Source organism: Methylovulum sp. (assembly GCF_028687615.1).
Lineage (GTDB): Bacteria > Pseudomonadota > Gammaproteobacteria > Methylococcales > Methylomonadaceae > Methylovulum.
On sequence record NZ_JAQTZU010000021.1, the window covers coordinates 45,807 to 62,307 of the forward strand.

Consider the following 16,501-nt stretch of genomic DNA (forward strand, 5'->3'; position numbering starts at 1 on the left):
GGCAGTAAAAATTCGAATTCTTAATATAGGCTATTGTTTGGGCAAAAATTTGACGAGTTTTACTGTGTTTTTATTGCGTTTTATCACTTCCAGATGGTAGCCATGCAAGTCAATGCTGGTGCCGGGTTCCGGGATTGTTTCAATGACTTCAATGATCAGCCCATTAAGTGTCTTCGGCCCTTCGGTCGGCAAAGACCATTGGGTGAGGCGGTTCAATTCCCTGATGGTGATGCCGGCATCAACCAAATAGCTGCCATCACTTTGCAATTGCGCGGCGGAAACTTCATCGGTGATCAACTCACCGACGATTTCTTGCAACAAATCATCCAGCGTGACCAAGCCCTGCACATCGCCATATTCATCGACGACCAAACCTATGCGTATTTTTTCGTTTTTAAAGTTGAGCATTTGGGTATGCACAGGGGTGCTTTCAGGAATGAACACCGGTTTGCTCAATAAATTGATGATGCACTGTTTGTCGAAATGTGCTTGGTTGACTTCAACCAACACTTTCCTTAAGTGTAAAAAGCCAATCACACGGTCTATGCTTTTTTTATAGACTGCCATTTGGGTATGGGGGCTGGTTTTAATTTGCCCGATAATTTCTTCAATCGGATCTTCCAAGTCTATACCGACAATCTCATTGCGCGGGGTCATGATGTCTTCAACCGTTGCCGATTCCAGGTCCAGGATGCCTAGCAACATTTTTTGGTAGCGCAGTGGCATTAAGCTTTCTGCTTCGGTGATAATGCTCTTTAATTCCTCGCTATTGAGGGAGTCAGGTGCTTTTTTGTTGACATCGACACCGACGATGCGTAGCAATAGGTTGACGAACAAATTGACGAAAACAACGACCGGGTAAAGTATTTTTAGCAAAGGCGTGTAAATCCAGGCGGCAGGGAAGGCCAGCAATTCGGGTTTGATGGCTGCTAGTGTCTTTGGGGTTACGTCTGAGCAAATTAGCATGACGATAGTCAATATCCCGGTAGCGACGGCGATGATGGATTCATCATTGGCATACATTTTTATGGCAATGACGGTGGCTATCGACGCGGCGAAATTATTGACAAAATTGTTGCAGAGCAAAATCAGGCCCAGTAAACGGTCTGGACGTTGCAACAGTTTATGGGTTTTTATTGCGCCCGGATTTTTGAGTTTGACCAAATGCCTTAATCGGTATCGGTTTAACGACATTAAAGAAGTTTCTGATCCGGCGAAAAAAGCGGAAAGGATCAGCATCAGTGCGAGTATGCCAAAGAGCATACTAAGGGGCAGTTCGTTCAAAGAGGATACTCTTGGGTAGTTAAAACGGTTTTAGTTTCTACTATGCAGGTTTTTTGTCAAGCATCAATATTATGGCGGTCAAGCATTATTTAGTTTTTCTGCAATCGGGAATATTCAAAAGTACAGATAATGCTTTGTTGATAATGGAAAAATCTTTATAATACGCGGTTCCACGGAGCTGTACGCTCCTCCTTGCTTTACCCTTGCTCTAAATTTAAGGGAAGGCTTTACCCGAAAGGAAAAATAATGCGACATTATGAAATCATCTTTTTAGTCCATCCTGACCAAAGTGCCCAAGTGCCAGGAATGGTTGAACGTTATAAATCTATCATCGAAGCGGCTGCCGGGAAAATCCACCGCTTAGAAGATTGGGGACGCAGACATCTGGCGTATCCCATCAAAAAAATCCACAAAGCCCATTATGTGCTGATGAATGTTGAGTGCGACCAAGCTACTTTGGAAGAGCTTGAAAGCGGTTTTCGTTTCAACGACGCCATTCTCCGTAGCATGACCCTGTTGCAAAAACACGCTGAGACTGAGCCATCGCCAATTGCCATTGCAACGGCGGAAGGTAATCGGCAAGCTGAATCCAGGGCAAAAGATGCGGCGGCCAAAGAAGTTGTGGTTGGTGACGGCGGCGATGATTTGGATGACATTGATGACGAGTTCGATGCCAACGAAAGCGTTGCTTAATAAACATTTATAACAGTAGAGAATCATTATGGCCCGTAACATCAGACGTAAAAAAGTCACCCGCTCCTCAGAAAATGGCGTTCAAGTTGATTACAAAGACTTGGATTTATTAAGCGATTACATCACCGAAACCGGAAAAATTGTTCCCAGCCGTATCACCGGAACCACTGCCAAATATCAACGGGAAATGTGCGTGGCGATTAAACGTGCGCGTTTTATTGCTTTGTTGCCTTTCTGTGATGCACATAAGTAACGCTAAACAAATATAAACTGGATCGGTAATAATGGATTTTATAGCGGCCTATATTATGCGGGGAAGGTTACAGGCTATGGTTGTAGCCTCTTCCTTGGCATTGCTGTCGCTCATTATGCCTCCGGTTAGTGTCGTAAGTTCGGCCGCGGTCGCGTTGGTCACGTTAAGGCTAGGGGCGATGGAAGGCTTATATGTCTTGGGCTGTTCCAGTTTGGCGGCAGGATTATTGGGTTTGCTGTTATTAGGCAATTACCAATTTGCCTTGATTTATGTGCTGGTGTTGTGGTTGCCGGTTTGGCTGATTTCCATCGTTTTGCGGGAAGGCAGGCATTTATCATTGGCAGTGGAAATTGCCGTGTTGCTGGGCGTTATTGCCGTAATTGGCTGTTATTTGTACAACCCGAATATGGTTGCCATCTGGAACGCCTTGTTTGCCCAAATGTTACCGGCACGTTTGCCTCTGGATACGCCTGTTGATGATTTTAAGCGGGCAACTGATCTGTTGGCGCATTATATGACCGGCGTGGCGGCTGCGGGAACGGTTTTTAGCCTACTGTTTGGCCTATTTTTGGGGCGTTGGTGGCAAGCTAATCTTTACAATCCTGGCGGATTCAAAACCGAGTATTTATCGCTGAGGATGCAGCCGAGATTGGCGATAGGGAGTATGGTGGTCATTGCCATCGCTTTAGTGCTCCCAGGGACCGTTTCTGAAATCGCCTGGAATGCCGCCATCCTGCTGTTTGTGCTTTATAGCGTGGTGGGCACCTCCGTGCTGCATACCTTGTTTGCCGCCATGAAACTGGCACGGTTTACTGTGCCGATGCTGTATATCACCTTGTTTTTAATACCCCACGCCCTATTGCTGGTAGCTGTGGTCGGCTTGGTCGATGCGTGGCTGGACTTACGAAAATATCAATCTACACACAATACGCCGAAAGCGTAAATAATGGGCTAACCCCCACTGACGAGGATTAAAAAGATGGAAGTCATTCTTCTTGAGAAAGTAGCAAACCTGGGTAACCTGGGCGATAAAGTCAACATCAAAGCCGGATATGGCAGAAATTACCTGATCCCACAAGGTAAGGCCGTTCCTGCAACCGCAAACAAGATTGCCGAGTTTGAAGTGCGCCGTGCCGAACTTGAAAAAGCGGCTTCTGAAAAATTGGCGGATGCACAAACCCGGGCCACCGCTTTAAGCAAACTGGAAATTGTCATCGCACACAAAGCCGGTGATGAGGGCCGCTTGTTTGGTTCAATTGGCACCCATAATATTTCTGAGGCCATCACGTCTGCCGGTATTGCTGTCGGCAAACATGAAATCCGTTTGCCGCATGGCGCAATCCGCCATATTGGCGATTTTGACATCGACATTATGGTACACACTGATGTCATTGTGGCCTTAGCCATTAAAGTCGTACCAGAAGTCTAGGGTGCCAGTAAGGGCGCATTGCCTTGGCGTAAATGCGTCCTTTCTTCTGCGGATATGCTACAGGCCATTCAGCAACGGATTCCCTTAAGCAGGGTTGACCATAAAAGCAATCTTGTACCATGCTGACCTGATTCTTTGAGCCAACTGCGTTTATGCGGATTTTTTACACCTGTTTGTTTTATCTGCTGATGCCGGGCATCCTGCTACGCTTGTGGTGGCGGGGCATCAAAGCCCCTGAATACCGGAAGCGGTGGCATGAGCGGCTGGCTTTTTATACGCAAAGCTATCCTGACCATGTCATCTGGTTCCATGCCGTTTCCGTTGGCGAAGCCGAAGCATTGTTCCCGTTGGTCAAACGTTTGCAGCAAGCTTATCCTCAAGAACGCCTGCTCATCACCACGACTACCCCGACCGGTTCGGCGCGGGTCAAGTCCGTGTTAAAAGACACGGTCAGCCATGTCTATCTGCCCTATGATGTGCCGGATGTCCTCAAGCGTTTTACGCGCTGTTTCAAGCCTAGGCTGGCGGTGGTCATGGAAACGGAAATCTGGCCGAATCTCTACGCCCTCTGCGGTCAACAGCAGATCCCCTTGTTTCTCATCAATGCCCGTTTATCTGAACGCTCGGCAAAATCATACCGGCGTATAGCGTGGCTTATCCGGCCTGCCTTGGCGCAAATCAAGCATATTGCCGCACAAACCGAAGAAGACTGCCAACGTTTTGCCGCGATAGGTGCAAAAAACAACGTCAGTACCATCGGCAATATCAAATTCGACGTGGAAATTGCCGGAGACCTTTCCGAACAGGGCGGGAAACTCAAGGCGAATTTATTTCCCGGACGCTTTGTCTGGTTGGCGGCAAGTACACACAAAGGTGAAGAAGCGCGTTTATTGCCACTTTACCTACAGCTAAAACAACGAATTCCCGAATTATTGTTGTTAATCGCACCACGCCATCCCGAGCGGTTTGACGAAGCCGTCCAATTGTGCAGCCAGCAAGGGTTGGGTTGCGTCACCCGCACTTCCGGCATGGGCTGCACCGACGGCACTGATGTGTATCTGCTCGACACCTTGGGCGAGCTGAAACTGTTTTATGGGGCGGCGGATGCGGCTTTTGTCGGCGGAAGCCTGGTCCCTGTCGGCGGCCATAATGTTTTGGAAGCCGCAGCTATGGGTGTGCCGGTGATATTTGGCCCCTACATGGCAAATTTCAAAGCCATTGCCGCCAGTATTTTACAACACGACGCCGCCATCCAATGCCAGACGGACGCAGGGCTTATCCAAGCCATCATGGACTTATACGCCAAACCCGATTACAGGGCGGCCTTGATAGCCAACGGCTTGGCTTTTATCCAGGCCAACCAAGGGGCGACCATCCGTATCTTCAACTTGTTGGAACCGGCTTTGTCCAAAACCAACCCAAGCCCATCAGGTTTATAAAAGCGACGGGGCCAATTCCAGCCGTTCCAACCCGCCCAATGGCTTATGCTATTGCCCAAGCTTGCCGCAACCCCTATCATGTACCGCTAACAAGAACCCGAAACAAGCCAACCCGAAACAAGCCAACCCGAAACAAGCCAACCCGAAACAAGCCAACCGACACCCAGGAGACATTCGTTTTGAACAGCGTACAAGACATCACCAGCCCCATGACCCCGTCGGAACGCTACGCGACCCTGTCGTTGGCGGGCATTTACGCCCTGCGGATGCTGGGCTTGTTTATGATTTTGCCGGTGCTGTCCTTATTTGCCCAGCAACTGGAAGGCTCGACACCCGCCTTGCTCGGCTTGGCGATGAGCATCTACGGTTTACCGCAAGTGCTGTTGCAAATTCCTTTCGGCCTGATTTCCGACCGCTTCGGGCGCAAAAAAGTGATTATTTTCGGCCTGCTGCTGTTTTTCATTGGTAGCGTTATCGCCGCCTTGTCCACCACCATCCACGGCGTGCTGATAGGCCGTGCGTTTCAAGGTGCCGGCGCGATCTCATCCGCCGTGATGGCCTTGGTCGCCGATTTGACCCAAGAAGTCCATCGCACCAAAGCGATGGCGACCATCGGTATTAGCATCGGTTTGTCGTTTGGTGTCGGCATCGTCGCAGGGCCGATCATTTCCGGTTTTGGCGGCGTACAAACCGTGTTTTGGGCCACCGCCGTACTGACGGTGCTGGCGATGGCGACATTGCTTTGGTTAGTCCCCAATCCCACCCTCTCCAAATTGCACCGCGACACCGAGTTTGTGCCGTCGCAAATGCTGGACGCGCTGAAAAATCCTGATTTGCTACGCCTGGATTACGGCATTTTTATCCTGCATTTGATTTTAATGGCGATTTTTGTCGTCGTGCCCATCGACATGCGTACCGCTGGCCTACCTGTGGGTCATGAATGGATGGTTTATTTGCCTGTGTTCGTGTTGTCTATGGGTTTGGCGGTACCGTTTATCATCATTGCTGAAAAAAAACGCAAAATGAAACAAGTATTTATAGGCGCAATTGCCGTGATCTTGCTGGCGGAACTGGGGCTGTCGCAAGCGGGGCAAAATTTGTATGCGATTATCGGCTGTCTGGGCGTGTTTTTTTGTGGCTTTAACTTGCTGGAAGCGACTTTGCCGTCGCTGGTGTCAAAAACTGCGCCCGCCGACTTAAAAGGCACGGCGATGGGCGCGTATTCCAGTTGCCAATTCATGGGCTTGTTTATTGGCGGGCTGATGGGCGGCTGGTTTAAGGGCGAGTATGGCGAAACCGCCGTATTTTTATTTTGCGCCGCCGCCGCGTTAAGCTGGCTGGTGGTCGCCCTATGGATGAACCCGCCGCGTTATCTCGCCAATATGCTGATTTCCCTAGCTAATCTTAATGAAGAAAAGGCCAACGAATTGGCTGACAATATGCTGGGTATCAAGGGCGTGGCGGAAGTGACGTTAAATTTTAGCGATGCCGTCGCTTATCTTAAAGTCGATAGCCAGCAGTTGGATAAGGCCCGGTTGCAGGACTTGTTGATGCAATACAGCCAGGCATAAAGGTGGGTTAAACAATAGGCTATTTGTCGTCATTTCGCATCGGTCTATTTGTTAGACTGATCCGCGAAAGTATTTGGCTACCATACCACTAAAAACCGAAAAATTGACCGATTGGAGTCTATTTGGCATCAGTGCAGCCGCAAGACGGCTGGCTGGAATAAGCCTGATAATAACCAGTGGGATTACAGGGGACGAGATTGAACAGCCAAAAAACAGCACAAGATTCAGGCCAAGCCTTGATTCACGCCCTCTGTGATGCAGGGGCATATTCCCATCAAACCGCTTCCATCCAACTCATCGAAACCCATATTTCCTGGGTGTTGCTGACGGGTCAATACGCCTACAAAATCAAAAAACCGGTCAATTTCGGGTTCCTGGATTTTTCTACCCTGGAAAAACGCCAGTTTTATTGCCATGAAGAATTAAGGCTGAACCAACGCCTGGCTGCAAATTGGTATCTTGATGTCGTGCCGATCACGGGGGAAGCAGGGCATCCCCAAATGGCCGGTCAAGGTGAGGCTATCGAATATGCCGTCAAGATGCGGCAATTCCCTTCAGTGCAAACCTTGCGCGAATCCGCCGGGCGTGCTCAGTTGGGGGTCGGAGAAATTGACCAAATCACTGGCATTATTGCCGATTTTCATCAGGTTATTGCAAAAACCGACGGACTATCCCCTTTTGGCGGCAGCCAGGAAATCCGCTATTGGTTTAACGAGAATTTTGATGGTATCAGGCATTTCTTGGACGATAAAGTACAGTTGCAGCAATTGGAGACCATCCAAGCTTGGGGAGACGACGAATTTAACAATAAATCCCTGCTGATGCAGCAACGCCAGCAACAGGGTTTTATACGCGAATGCCACGGCGATTTGCATTTGGGCAATATGACGCTGATCGACGGCAAGGTCATCCTGTTTGACTGTATCGAGTTCAACCCGATGCTGCGCTGGATTGATGTCATGAGCGAGGTGGCGTTTTTGATGGTTGACCTGCTACGTTTCGGCTATGCCGATTATGCCTACCGCTTTCTCAACCGCTATCTCCAAGAGACTGGCGATTACCAAGGGCTGGCAGTATTGCGTTATTACTTGGTTTATCGTGCGCTGGTGCGGGCTAAAATCGCCTTATTGCGGGCGAATCAAAACCAAGATGCCGATGTTTTTGTCCAAATCCGTTCCGAGTACGCCCTTTTCGCCAATCTGGCCGGGCGGTTTATCCAAAACAACAAGGCAATGCTGATCATCACCCACGGTTTTTCGGGTTCAGGAAAATCCACTTTTGCCGGCCAATTGGCGGAAAAAATAGGCGCGTTACAAATACGTTCGGATATAGAACGCAAACGATTGTTTGGTTACACCGCGCAAGCCAATACCGGTAGCGGGGTTGATGACGGGGTTTATACCCAGGAAGCCAGCCAACAGACTTATCAGCATTTGGCTGGACTGGCGAAGCGGGTGCTGGATGCCGGTTTTTCCGCAATAGTCGATGCGGCTTTTCTTAAAACAGCACAACGGGATTTATTTCGCCAGCTTGCCAGCGAATGCCAAACGCCATTTTTAATCATTGATTTTCAAGCATCAGATGAAACCTTGTGCAGACGTATCGGGCAACGCCAGCAGGATGTATCCGAAGCAACGGTTGCGGTTTTGCAGCAACAACGGCAATCGGCGCAAGCGTTATCGGAAGAAGAGCGAAATATAAGCATAACCGTGGATACTGAAAGCGGCCATGTTGACAATGTTTTGGAGACGCTGCTGGGCCGTTTAAAGAATTCGTAGGCCCACTGAAAGCACGGTCTCAATAACTCAATAAGGATTTGGTCATTAATAATTTCCCGGCATTTAGACCTGGCAGGTTTTAAAAACCTGCCAGGTCTCTACGATTTCGGTAGTGATTTAGGGAAGTTATTTTTAACCAAATCATAAGCGGATTGTTCCATCGCCACCGCTTGCCGTTTCGCCCCCCCAATTGCCCGGTTGTGGCTTGAAAACACCGGCACAAGGCTCCCCGCAAAACCGGCAACAAGCCTGCGTGTCCAAATTCCATTCAGACAATTCATACCAATCGCGGCCTATCAATAACTTGCCGCAGCCGTGGCAATAAGTGCTGTCGGCGGATTTGTCATGAGTGTTGCCTATGTATGCATAATGCACGCCATTTTTTAACGCGATCTGCCGCGCTTGCAACAACGATGAAACGGGTGTGCGTGGTTTGTCCAACATTTTCCAATCAGGGTGGAAGGCGGTGAAGTGCATCGGCACATCCGCTCCCAGATTTTCGACCACCCATTGCGTCATCGCTTCCAATTCGGCTTCCGAATCATTTTCGCCGGGGATAATCAGCGTCGTCAGCTCCAACCAAACCGACGTTTCCTGTTTGATGTATTGCAGCGTTTCCAATACGGGCTGCAAATGGCTACCGGTGATCTTGTGGTAAAAATCTTCAGTAAACGCCTTCAAGTCGATATTGGCGGCATCCATCCATTGGTAAAATTCCGCCCTGGGCTGCTCGCAGACATAACCCGCCGACACCGCGACTGATTTGAGCCCTAAACTTCTACAGGCCTGTGCCGTGTCGATGGCATATTCATGGAACACCACCGGATCATTGTAGGTATAGGCCACGCTGTCACAGCCATGCGCCAGGGCCGCTTGGGCAATCGCTTCGGGCGATACTTGGCCCATCAGCGTGTCCATTTCCCGCGATTTGCTGATGTCCCAATTCTGGCAAAACTTGCAGGCGAGGTTGCAGCCAGCGGTGCCAAAAGAAAACACGGGCGTGCCTGGCAGGAAATGGTTCAGCGGTTTTTTCTCGATAGGGTCAATCGCAAAACCGCTGGATCGCCCATAACTGGTCATGACCACCTGACCATCCAGGTTTTGCCTGACGAAGCACAAGCCGCGCTGATCCTTATGCAGTTTGCAAAACCGTGGGCATAGGTCACATTGGATGCGGCCATCATCCAGCGTATGCCAATAGCGGGTGCTTACCGTGTCGTGCGTAATAAATTCAGTCATTGCCTGGCTCCTAAAACTGGTTATGGACTCTTGGAAAACAGCATATACTGATACAGATAGATTTTATAGAGTAATTTTATCGGAAGAGGATATGCTCATGAACAGACTACCTGCCGTGGCCGGGGCTTTTTACCCGGCCGATTCCAAACAACTCCATGCTTTGCTGGATCAGTATCTCACTGATGCGGATTGTGGTGCTTTAGTGCCCAAAGCCATGATAGTACCCCATGCGGGCTACATTTATTCAGGGCCGGTCGCCGCATCCGCCTACACCCGTTTAAAAAAAGCCCATGATTTGATCACGCGGGTCGTCCTCATCGGCCCTTCCCATCGGGTGGCTTTCACAGGCTTGTCCGTGAGCAGGGCGGAAAACTTCATCACGCCTTTAGGTGCTATCCCCATCGACCAGGAGGCTGTGCAGGCCATAGCGCAGTTGCCGTTTGTCGACTACCTTGAACAAGCGCATCTGTACGAACATAGTTTGGAAGTGCATCTGCCTTTTTTGCAGGAAATGCTGGACAGTTTCAACATCGTACCGATAGTCGCAGGTGACGCGACACCGGCACAGGTGGCCCAAGTGATCAATGCCTTGTGGGGCGGCGAAGAAACGCTGATCGTCATCAGTTCTGACCTTAGCCACTACCATGATTACGCAAACGCGCAACGGCTGGACAAAGCAACCAGCCAATTGATAGAAAACCTACAATATGACCGCCTCTCTTTTGAATCCGCCTGTGGCAGGGTGCCGGTCAGCGGCTTGTTGAAAGTGGCCCAGGAAAAATCACTCAGCATTAAAACTATCGACTTGCGCAACTCCGGCGATACCGCAGGCGATAAAAACCGGGTCGTGGGGTATGGCGCGTATGTCATTGAATAAAGCCCATCAACAGCAACTACTGGCCTTGGCGAAAAGCTCCATCGCACAGGGTTTGCAGACAGGCAAGCCCTTGAAAATCAATTTGGCGGATTTTCCCGCTGAATTGCTGGAGATTCGGGCGACCTTTGTAACCTTGCAAAAACATCAGCAGTTGCGCGGTTGTATCGGCATGTTGCAAGCCGTCAGACCCTTGGCGGAAGACATCGCCGAAAACGCATTTTCCGCCGCATTTAAAGACCCACGGTTTCCGCCGCTGCAAACCGATGAACTGGACAGTTTGGAAATACATTTGTCGATACTTACACCCGCCGAGCCGATTGCCTTCACCTCTGAACAGGATTTGCTGGATAAACTCCAGCCGGACATAGACGGCCTGATTTTGGAAGAAGGCTACCGGCGCGGCACGTTTCTGCCCGCCGTGTGGGAATCACTGCCTGAACCCAGGCAATTTCTGAGGCATTTGAAACAAAAAGCCGGGTTGCCTGCCAATTACTGGTCTGATACGGTCAGGGTGTCCCGCTATCGTGCTGACGTGATAGATTGAGCCGAAACCGCACAAAAATGCCGGATAGGGTATAGATTTTTCATGTTTTTCTTAGGGTTGTCGCTTATCGGCAATGCCTCCAAAATTCCTTCGCCTCTTAGGTTTTGCCGGTAAAAATCGGTTTAGGCAAGGGAATAATTTGAAGAAAAACAAGCTTAAAACCACGAAATATGCCGATGTTTAAAGGCCAACATGCGGTTATGCTATGATGCCGAACGTATCATCATTCTAGGCCAAACATGAGAGAACCTGCTTTATGAAACTAACCATTGACGGACAAATCACCATTCCCGAACACATCCGGCGGCAGGCTGGTTTGTCACCGGATTCCGAGCTGGAAATCCGCTACGAAAATGGACGCTTGTGGCTGGAGAAAGTGGCTACGGACAGCGTAGAGAAACGGCAGAAGATACTTCAGGCGATGGGGCAAGTCGAAGGTAGCGCAACCGCGAATGCTGACCTTAGCACCGATGAGATCATGCACATGACCCGTGGAGAGGATTAAAACAATGGTCTTGGCTGACAGCAATGTGCTTTATCAAGCACGATCCGCAGTGGTTGCCATGGGCTAGGGCAACGCTGACCGATGCCTTGCTGCATGACCAGGTTTTCATCAACCCATTAATCTATGCCGAATTGTCGATCATGTATCAAGCATCTGCGCAACTCGATCAGGTACTCAATGTACTGGGTATCGAACGCGCCGAACTGCCATGGGAAGCCGCCTATCTGGCAGGCCAAGCTTTTGTCCGATATCGGCGGCAAGGAGGGGGCAAAACTTCCCCATTGCCGGATTTTTACATCGGCGCTCACGCACAGTCCGCAGGTTTCAAATTGCTGACCCGTGATGTTAAGCGTTACCGTACTTATTTTCCGGGTGTATTGTTAATCACGCCGGACAGCCACCCTACGCCTTGATTTATCGGAAACCCAAGCCAGACGGAGCATGTTGTCCAGTCCGTAGAATTTTCCATAAGGCTCAAAGATACGGTAGCATCAAAATGTTTGGGACGGGGTTACAAACCCCGTCCCGCGTAAAACAAGTTTAAACTTTAGCGCAGGGCGGGTTATTCAACCCGCCCTTAACGTTTTTGCGGTTGTTGGCGATTTGAAAAGTTTGGGACGGGGTTAGTAAAAACCGTCCCGCTCAGAGATTGGATGTTGAAGTTAGCCGTTGATAGATTTTAGTAGGCAACAGGTAGTCCGTATGCAGCGATAGCGTACCCACAGGGCATAAAAAATACAGGGTTCGGAACCGGGCAATTCCCAATTTCAAACACCCGTACCGAATCGATGCGATTAAATACGCCATATTGGAATTGGAAAATCCCGTAATCCGCTTCGCTCCTTACGGGCTACTCGCTGTTTTTTTCAATGGCTACAGCAAAAATATGCTCTCGGCAACACTAGATATAGCCAGCTAAAATCTAGCGGCAACTAAATAGGGATTATTTTTCTAATCTGGTAATCCTTCACGCTTTTTGTGGTAATCCTTGATATTTTATTCCATCCCTTTGTGCTAGGGTGTCTGCGGCAAAGCATTAGATAGATGCCGCCCGTTAGCCATTGCGCCCGTAGTGCCAACAACGCTTTTCCGAAACCCAAACAACCTAGAGGAATCAACATGTCCAACAAATTTTTTAACATCTTAGCGGGCTTCCTATTGCTGCTGGCATCAGGAAGCCTTTTCGCAACCCAAGTTGACCGTGTCACACTGGATGAGGCCATCTCAGAAGCCGGACTAATTTTTCAAGGGACAGTCACGAAAATTGAGTCGCGTATTGCATCTGACATGGGATCGAATTATGAGAAAGAATTCTATGCTTTCGTCACTTTTCGTGTTGATCGTCTCATTAAAGGCCAGATAGAAGGAGGCGGGGCTACGTTCACCTTGCCGTTTATATCTTGTGTAGTTTTTGATTATAAAAAACAGATGGCCAGATTGGAGCAACAGCCGACTATGAATCCGACAGAGGCGGTAATAGAACAGCAACCGGCTATGACGGAGCAATTAGGGGAAGGTATGGTGTGTATGGTATCTGGTATGCCACGTTTTATGATAGGGGACAGCGACATTCTGTTCGTACACGGTAATTATGCATACGCCATGAACCCTCTGGTCGGTTGGTGGCAAGGACGTTTTTCTATAGTCAATAATAAAATTTATCCAGTGACTTGGCTGACTAAAGAAGGCGGGATTGACTTTACCGCGCCTTATGGGCTGGAAGACGAGCAAGAAGCGGAAAAGTTGGGTCAGGTGTTGCCACAAAAAGCCAGAAAACACGGTTGGACACAGCCCCAAGATGCTAGACGGATGGGGCCTGATGAATTTGTCGAGGTTATCGAAAAAAAGTTACGCGGTTTGGAGAAAAACCAATTCATGGCGGGGGCACAAACACAAAAACCCGTGAAAAGTGCTGATTTTAAAGACTCTTTTTATTACCGTGGAGCAAAAGCTATGTTTGAACAAAATCAAAAAAGAGAAGCGGGACTTTTAGAAATGCCCACCTTTGGCGTTCAACAAGGGGAATAATTATGAAATTGCATAAATTATTGGTTGCACTCGTCATGTTCGGATTTTCGCTTCAATCACCAAAATCGATTGCTTGGGAGCAGATTACATGTTTGAACAACACAAAGAAACATTGGAATATCAAGGAATATAAACCAGTTTTCGATCCCAATAGCATTCCCATAAATTCGGAGCAATACAATGGAGTTTTCGAGGCGATTAGACGCATGAACCTTAATCCTAGCAGCTTCAGATATACATTCGGCGGTTTGGATAACGCTGATGGTGTGGGTCTATCCAATCATGAAAGCGAAATCTGGTTTACAGACCTTAGAATAGCTTTCCCTGATGATGGTTTCGCAATAGCTGCGGTTGAACGAAGTGATTCCGAGATTTCTCCAACCTGCACTGCAACAGAATCCGACATTCGCATCAACACTAAATACCGCTTGTCACGCGCTCCAGTAGGCACCAACAAAATCCAATACAACTTGCTTGCCAAAACAGAGTTATTTGAATACGGAGGCAGCAACGAAAACCTCACCTCCACCGTCATGCACGAGATGGGGCACAGTGCCGGATTGGAACACGAAGGAGACGAGATGAATCTGATGGGTGGCGATAACCTGATTGTGGTCAATGGCAGTGCCATCAGGCCGTACATCGGTGAAGATTCGGCCGGTGGTTTGCTTGCCATCTATGGTGCTTCAGCCACGCCAAACGAGGATTTGAGCGTCAGCCATTGGTGGCGTGATGCGCAAAAGGCGGATGGTGGTGGCAGTTTTTATAGCGTCCACCACCGCACCAAAATTTTTGATGCCCCAAGCGGCGGTGCGGAACTGCCCAAGGAATGCCCATACAGCAAGCCCGATGCCAATGGCCCGCCCATTTCCGCTTGCCCTGAACCCGTCTATAAGGTGAACAAAGGCCAGACGGTGTACTTGGAATTGACCTACGAAAACGCAGGCACCACCACGCCGCTGATGGCAACTGTCAATTATTACCTGTCCTTGGATAGCTATATTGACCTTGCGGCAGCCAATATCTTATTGAAAACAAGCTCATTGTCATTCAAGCGGGATAATGACCCATCCACCTTTAGAACCGCTTTAGTGATCCCCAATACTGCCGCCGTCATCAGTGGCTGGCGTTATTGGCTGGGTTGTATTGTTGACCCTTTGGATGTGATCGCTGAAAAATTTGAAGGAAATAATGCCACTTATGTTGAAATTAAGATCAATTAAGGGTGTCGGCTTTTAAAGCCAAGGTCGGACATGTTGTTTATGCCTGACGTTCCACCGTCCGATGCTGGATGGGTCATCAGCTTGTAGGCTGGGATGAAGCGATAGCGTAATCCCAGCAATGAAGCTGCAAAATGCTGGGATTCCTTACGTCATCCTAGCCTTGTATGATGACTCCGCTACCGGATCGAAGGAGGCGGTTATTTTTTTACGGTCAACCTTGCCGAGCGTAAACGCCAGCTTTTGGTGGAACATATTGGCACATTGCGGACGGCATTCAGGGGAAGTCATGGTGGCGCATCCTTTTAAGATTGAAGCGGTTGTCGTATTGCCCGACCATCTCCATACCATTTGGACGTTGCCGGAAGGTGACACGGATTTCAGCCTGCGTTGGCGGCAAACTAAAGCCGCATTTTCCAGAGGGTTGGCCAAAGATGAGCGTATATCGGCAAGCCGCGCCCGCAAGCAGGAAAGGGGGATATGGCAGCGGCGGTTTTGGGAACACGCCATCTGGGATTCAAACGATTTTCAGCGGCACGTCGATTATATCCATTACAATCCGGTTAAACACGGCTATGTCGGACAGGTAACGGATTGGCCTTATTTGTCGTTCCACCGTTTTGTGCGTTTGGGTCATCTCCCTGTGGATTGGGCCGGAGCGGGTGATGATTTGGAGCTTGAATAGATCGGTTTCGCCACCACTCCACCCATCCTATCGTGCTTTGGGTCGGAAGCATCGATCTCCATTTTTAAAGATTGCTTGCTTCCATTTGCAGGCTCACGAACTCCGGCGTAACCCAGCAAGAACGGTCAACCGTTGATCAAAAACAGCCGGATTATGTTGGCTTTGCACTTTGCAAAAATGCATTCAAATGCGCCCCCAGGATTTTATAAGTTGCGCAGTGACAAGCGTACGTGCCGCCCGCCAATTGTGCTAGTTTGCATCCATCACCCAGCCCGCGACTACAGGAAAATATCGGTTTTTAGAATAGCAATTATGGTCAGGATACCCGTTCAGGAGTATGACAGAATAAGCCCCGCCTAGAAGAGATATTAGAGATTACTGGAACTTGCTATGCAGATAAGTTCATATGAAGACAGAATGGGCCGAGTATGTGGCTACATCCGGGACAACCTTGATAAAGATTTATCTGTCGAACGATTAAGCCAGATTGCCCTATTTTCTAAATATCACTTCCACCGGCAATTTTCTGAGTATATGGGGATTAATGTCTTCAGATTTATCCAGTTGACACGTTTAAAACGAGCATCGTACCAATTGGCATTTAGCCAAAATCTACGGATTATCGATATTGCATTTGACGCCAAATTCGAAAATCCGGAATCGTTTGCCCGTGCATTTAAAAAATCCTTTGGTCAGACACCCTCACAATTCAGAAAAAAACCGCAATGGAAGTCCTGGCATGAAAAATATCAGCTACCCATACCCAGAGGAAAAACCAACATGCAAGTAAATATCGTGGAATTTAAAGAAACCAAAGTCGCCGTACTGGAGCATCGTGGGGCGGTTGAGACATTGAACGATTCGGTCGGGGTATTTATCGAATGGCGCAAGACCAGCCAATTATCCCCGGTGAAAACCAGCAATACTTACGGGCTCGCCTACGACGACCCTAAAAC

The 16,501-nt window shown here is 48.9% G+C and carries 17 protein-coding genes; 15 read left to right on the forward strand and 2 right to left on the reverse strand.

What is annotated here, in order from left to right; translation table 11 throughout:
• Positions 1-30: 30 nt before the first annotated feature.
• The gene (locus PHH59_RS12935; protein WP_300016792.1) at positions 31-1,284 is read right to left on the reverse strand and encodes an HlyC/CorC family transporter; all 1,254 of its coding nucleotides are present in this window, start codon (positions 1,282-1,284) and stop codon (positions 31-33) included.
• Positions 1,285-1,530: 246 nt separating this feature from the next.
• Between PHH59_RS12935 and rpsF the strand changes: the two genes are divergently transcribed.
• The 7 genes from rpsF to PHH59_RS12970 all read left to right on the forward strand — a co-directional run bounded on the left by rpsF (position 1,531) and on the right by PHH59_RS12970 (position 8,447).
• Positions 1,531-1,977 carry a 30S ribosomal protein S6 gene (gene rpsF / locus PHH59_RS12940; RefSeq protein WP_300016795.1) on the forward strand — a complete coding sequence of 149 codons (447 nt, stop codon included), beginning with the start codon at positions 1,531-1,533 and terminating at the stop codon, positions 1,975-1,977.
• A gap of 28 nt (positions 1,978-2,005) precedes the next feature.
• Positions 2,006-2,230 carry a 30S ribosomal protein S18 gene (gene rpsR, locus PHH59_RS12945; RefSeq protein ID WP_300016798.1) on the forward strand — a complete coding sequence of 75 codons (225 nt, stop codon included), beginning with the start codon at positions 2,006-2,008 and terminating at the stop codon, positions 2,228-2,230.
• 76 nt (positions 2,231-2,306) lie between these two features.
• Positions 2,307-3,173, forward strand: a complete 867-nt coding sequence (locus PHH59_RS12950) for a DUF2232 domain-containing protein (protein WP_300016801.1) — start codon at positions 2,307-2,309, stop codon at positions 3,171-3,173.
• Positions 3,174-3,209: 36 nt separating this feature from the next.
• On the forward strand, positions 3,210-3,659 hold the full coding sequence (gene rplI / locus PHH59_RS12955; protein WP_300016804.1) for a 50S ribosomal protein L9: 450 nt from the start codon (positions 3,210-3,212) through the stop codon (positions 3,657-3,659).
• A gap of 152 nt (positions 3,660-3,811) precedes the next feature.
• Entirely contained in the window at positions 3,812-5,098 is a 1,287-nt protein-coding gene (gene waaA / locus PHH59_RS12960) for a lipid IV(A) 3-deoxy-D-manno-octulosonic acid transferase (RefSeq protein WP_300016807.1), read from the forward strand.
• Between the two features lie 179 nt (positions 5,099-5,277).
• Positions 5,278-6,669: an MFS transporter gene (locus tag PHH59_RS12965; RefSeq protein WP_300016810.1), complete on the forward strand. Its 1,392-nt coding sequence runs from the start codon at positions 5,278-5,280 to the stop codon at positions 6,667-6,669.
• Positions 6,670-6,866: 197 nt separating this feature from the next.
• Positions 6,867-8,447 carry a bifunctional aminoglycoside phosphotransferase/ATP-binding protein gene (locus tag PHH59_RS12970; RefSeq protein ID WP_300016813.1) on the forward strand — a complete coding sequence of 527 codons (1,581 nt, stop codon included), beginning with the start codon at positions 6,867-6,869 and terminating at the stop codon, positions 8,445-8,447.
• 141 nt (positions 8,448-8,588) lie between these two features.
• Here PHH59_RS12970 and amrS read toward each other — a convergent pair whose 3' ends face one another.
• Entirely contained in the window at positions 8,589-9,686 is a 1,098-nt protein-coding gene (gene amrS / locus PHH59_RS12975) for an AmmeMemoRadiSam system radical SAM enzyme (protein WP_300016816.1), read from the reverse strand.
• Between the two features lie 97 nt (positions 9,687-9,783).
• On the opposite strand from amrS, the gene amrB reads away from it, so the two are divergent.
• The 8 genes from amrB to PHH59_RS13015 all read left to right on the forward strand — a co-directional run.
• Complete coding sequence (gene amrB, locus PHH59_RS12980) at positions 9,784-10,563, forward strand: AmmeMemoRadiSam system protein B (RefSeq protein ID WP_300016819.1); 780 nt, start codon at positions 9,784-9,786, stop codon at positions 10,561-10,563.
• On the forward strand, positions 10,550-11,107 hold the full coding sequence (gene amrA / locus PHH59_RS12985; protein ID WP_300016822.1) for an AmmeMemoRadiSam system protein A: 558 nt from the start codon (positions 10,550-10,552) through the stop codon (positions 11,105-11,107). The genes amrB and amrA overlap by 14 nt, the downstream gene beginning before the upstream one ends.
• 256 nt (positions 11,108-11,363) lie before the next feature.
• Entirely contained in the window at positions 11,364-11,612 is a 249-nt protein-coding gene (locus tag PHH59_RS12990; RefSeq protein ID WP_300016825.1) for an AbrB/MazE/SpoVT family DNA-binding domain-containing protein, read from the forward strand.
• Between the two features lie 23 nt (positions 11,613-11,635).
• Complete coding sequence (locus tag PHH59_RS12995; protein WP_300016828.1) at positions 11,636-12,025, forward strand: type II toxin-antitoxin system VapC family toxin; 390 nt, start codon at positions 11,636-11,638, stop codon at positions 12,023-12,025.
• Between the two features lie 706 nt (positions 12,026-12,731).
• Positions 12,732-13,640, forward strand: a complete 909-nt coding sequence (locus tag PHH59_RS13000; protein WP_300016831.1) for a hypothetical protein — start codon at positions 12,732-12,734, stop codon at positions 13,638-13,640.
• A 206-nt stretch (positions 13,641-13,846) separates the two neighbouring features.
• On the forward strand, positions 13,847-14,863 hold the full coding sequence (locus tag PHH59_RS13005) for a hypothetical protein (protein WP_300016834.1): 1,017 nt from the start codon (positions 13,847-13,849) through the stop codon (positions 14,861-14,863).
• A 118-nt stretch (positions 14,864-14,981) separates the two neighbouring features.
• On the forward strand, positions 14,982-15,545 hold the full coding sequence (locus PHH59_RS13010; protein ID WP_366145459.1) for a transposase: 564 nt from the start codon (positions 14,982-14,984) through the stop codon (positions 15,543-15,545).
• Between the two features lie 417 nt (positions 15,546-15,962).
• A partial coding sequence (locus PHH59_RS13015; RefSeq protein WP_300016837.1) for a helix-turn-helix domain-containing protein occupies positions 15,963-16,501 on the forward strand: 539 nt, incomplete at its 3' end.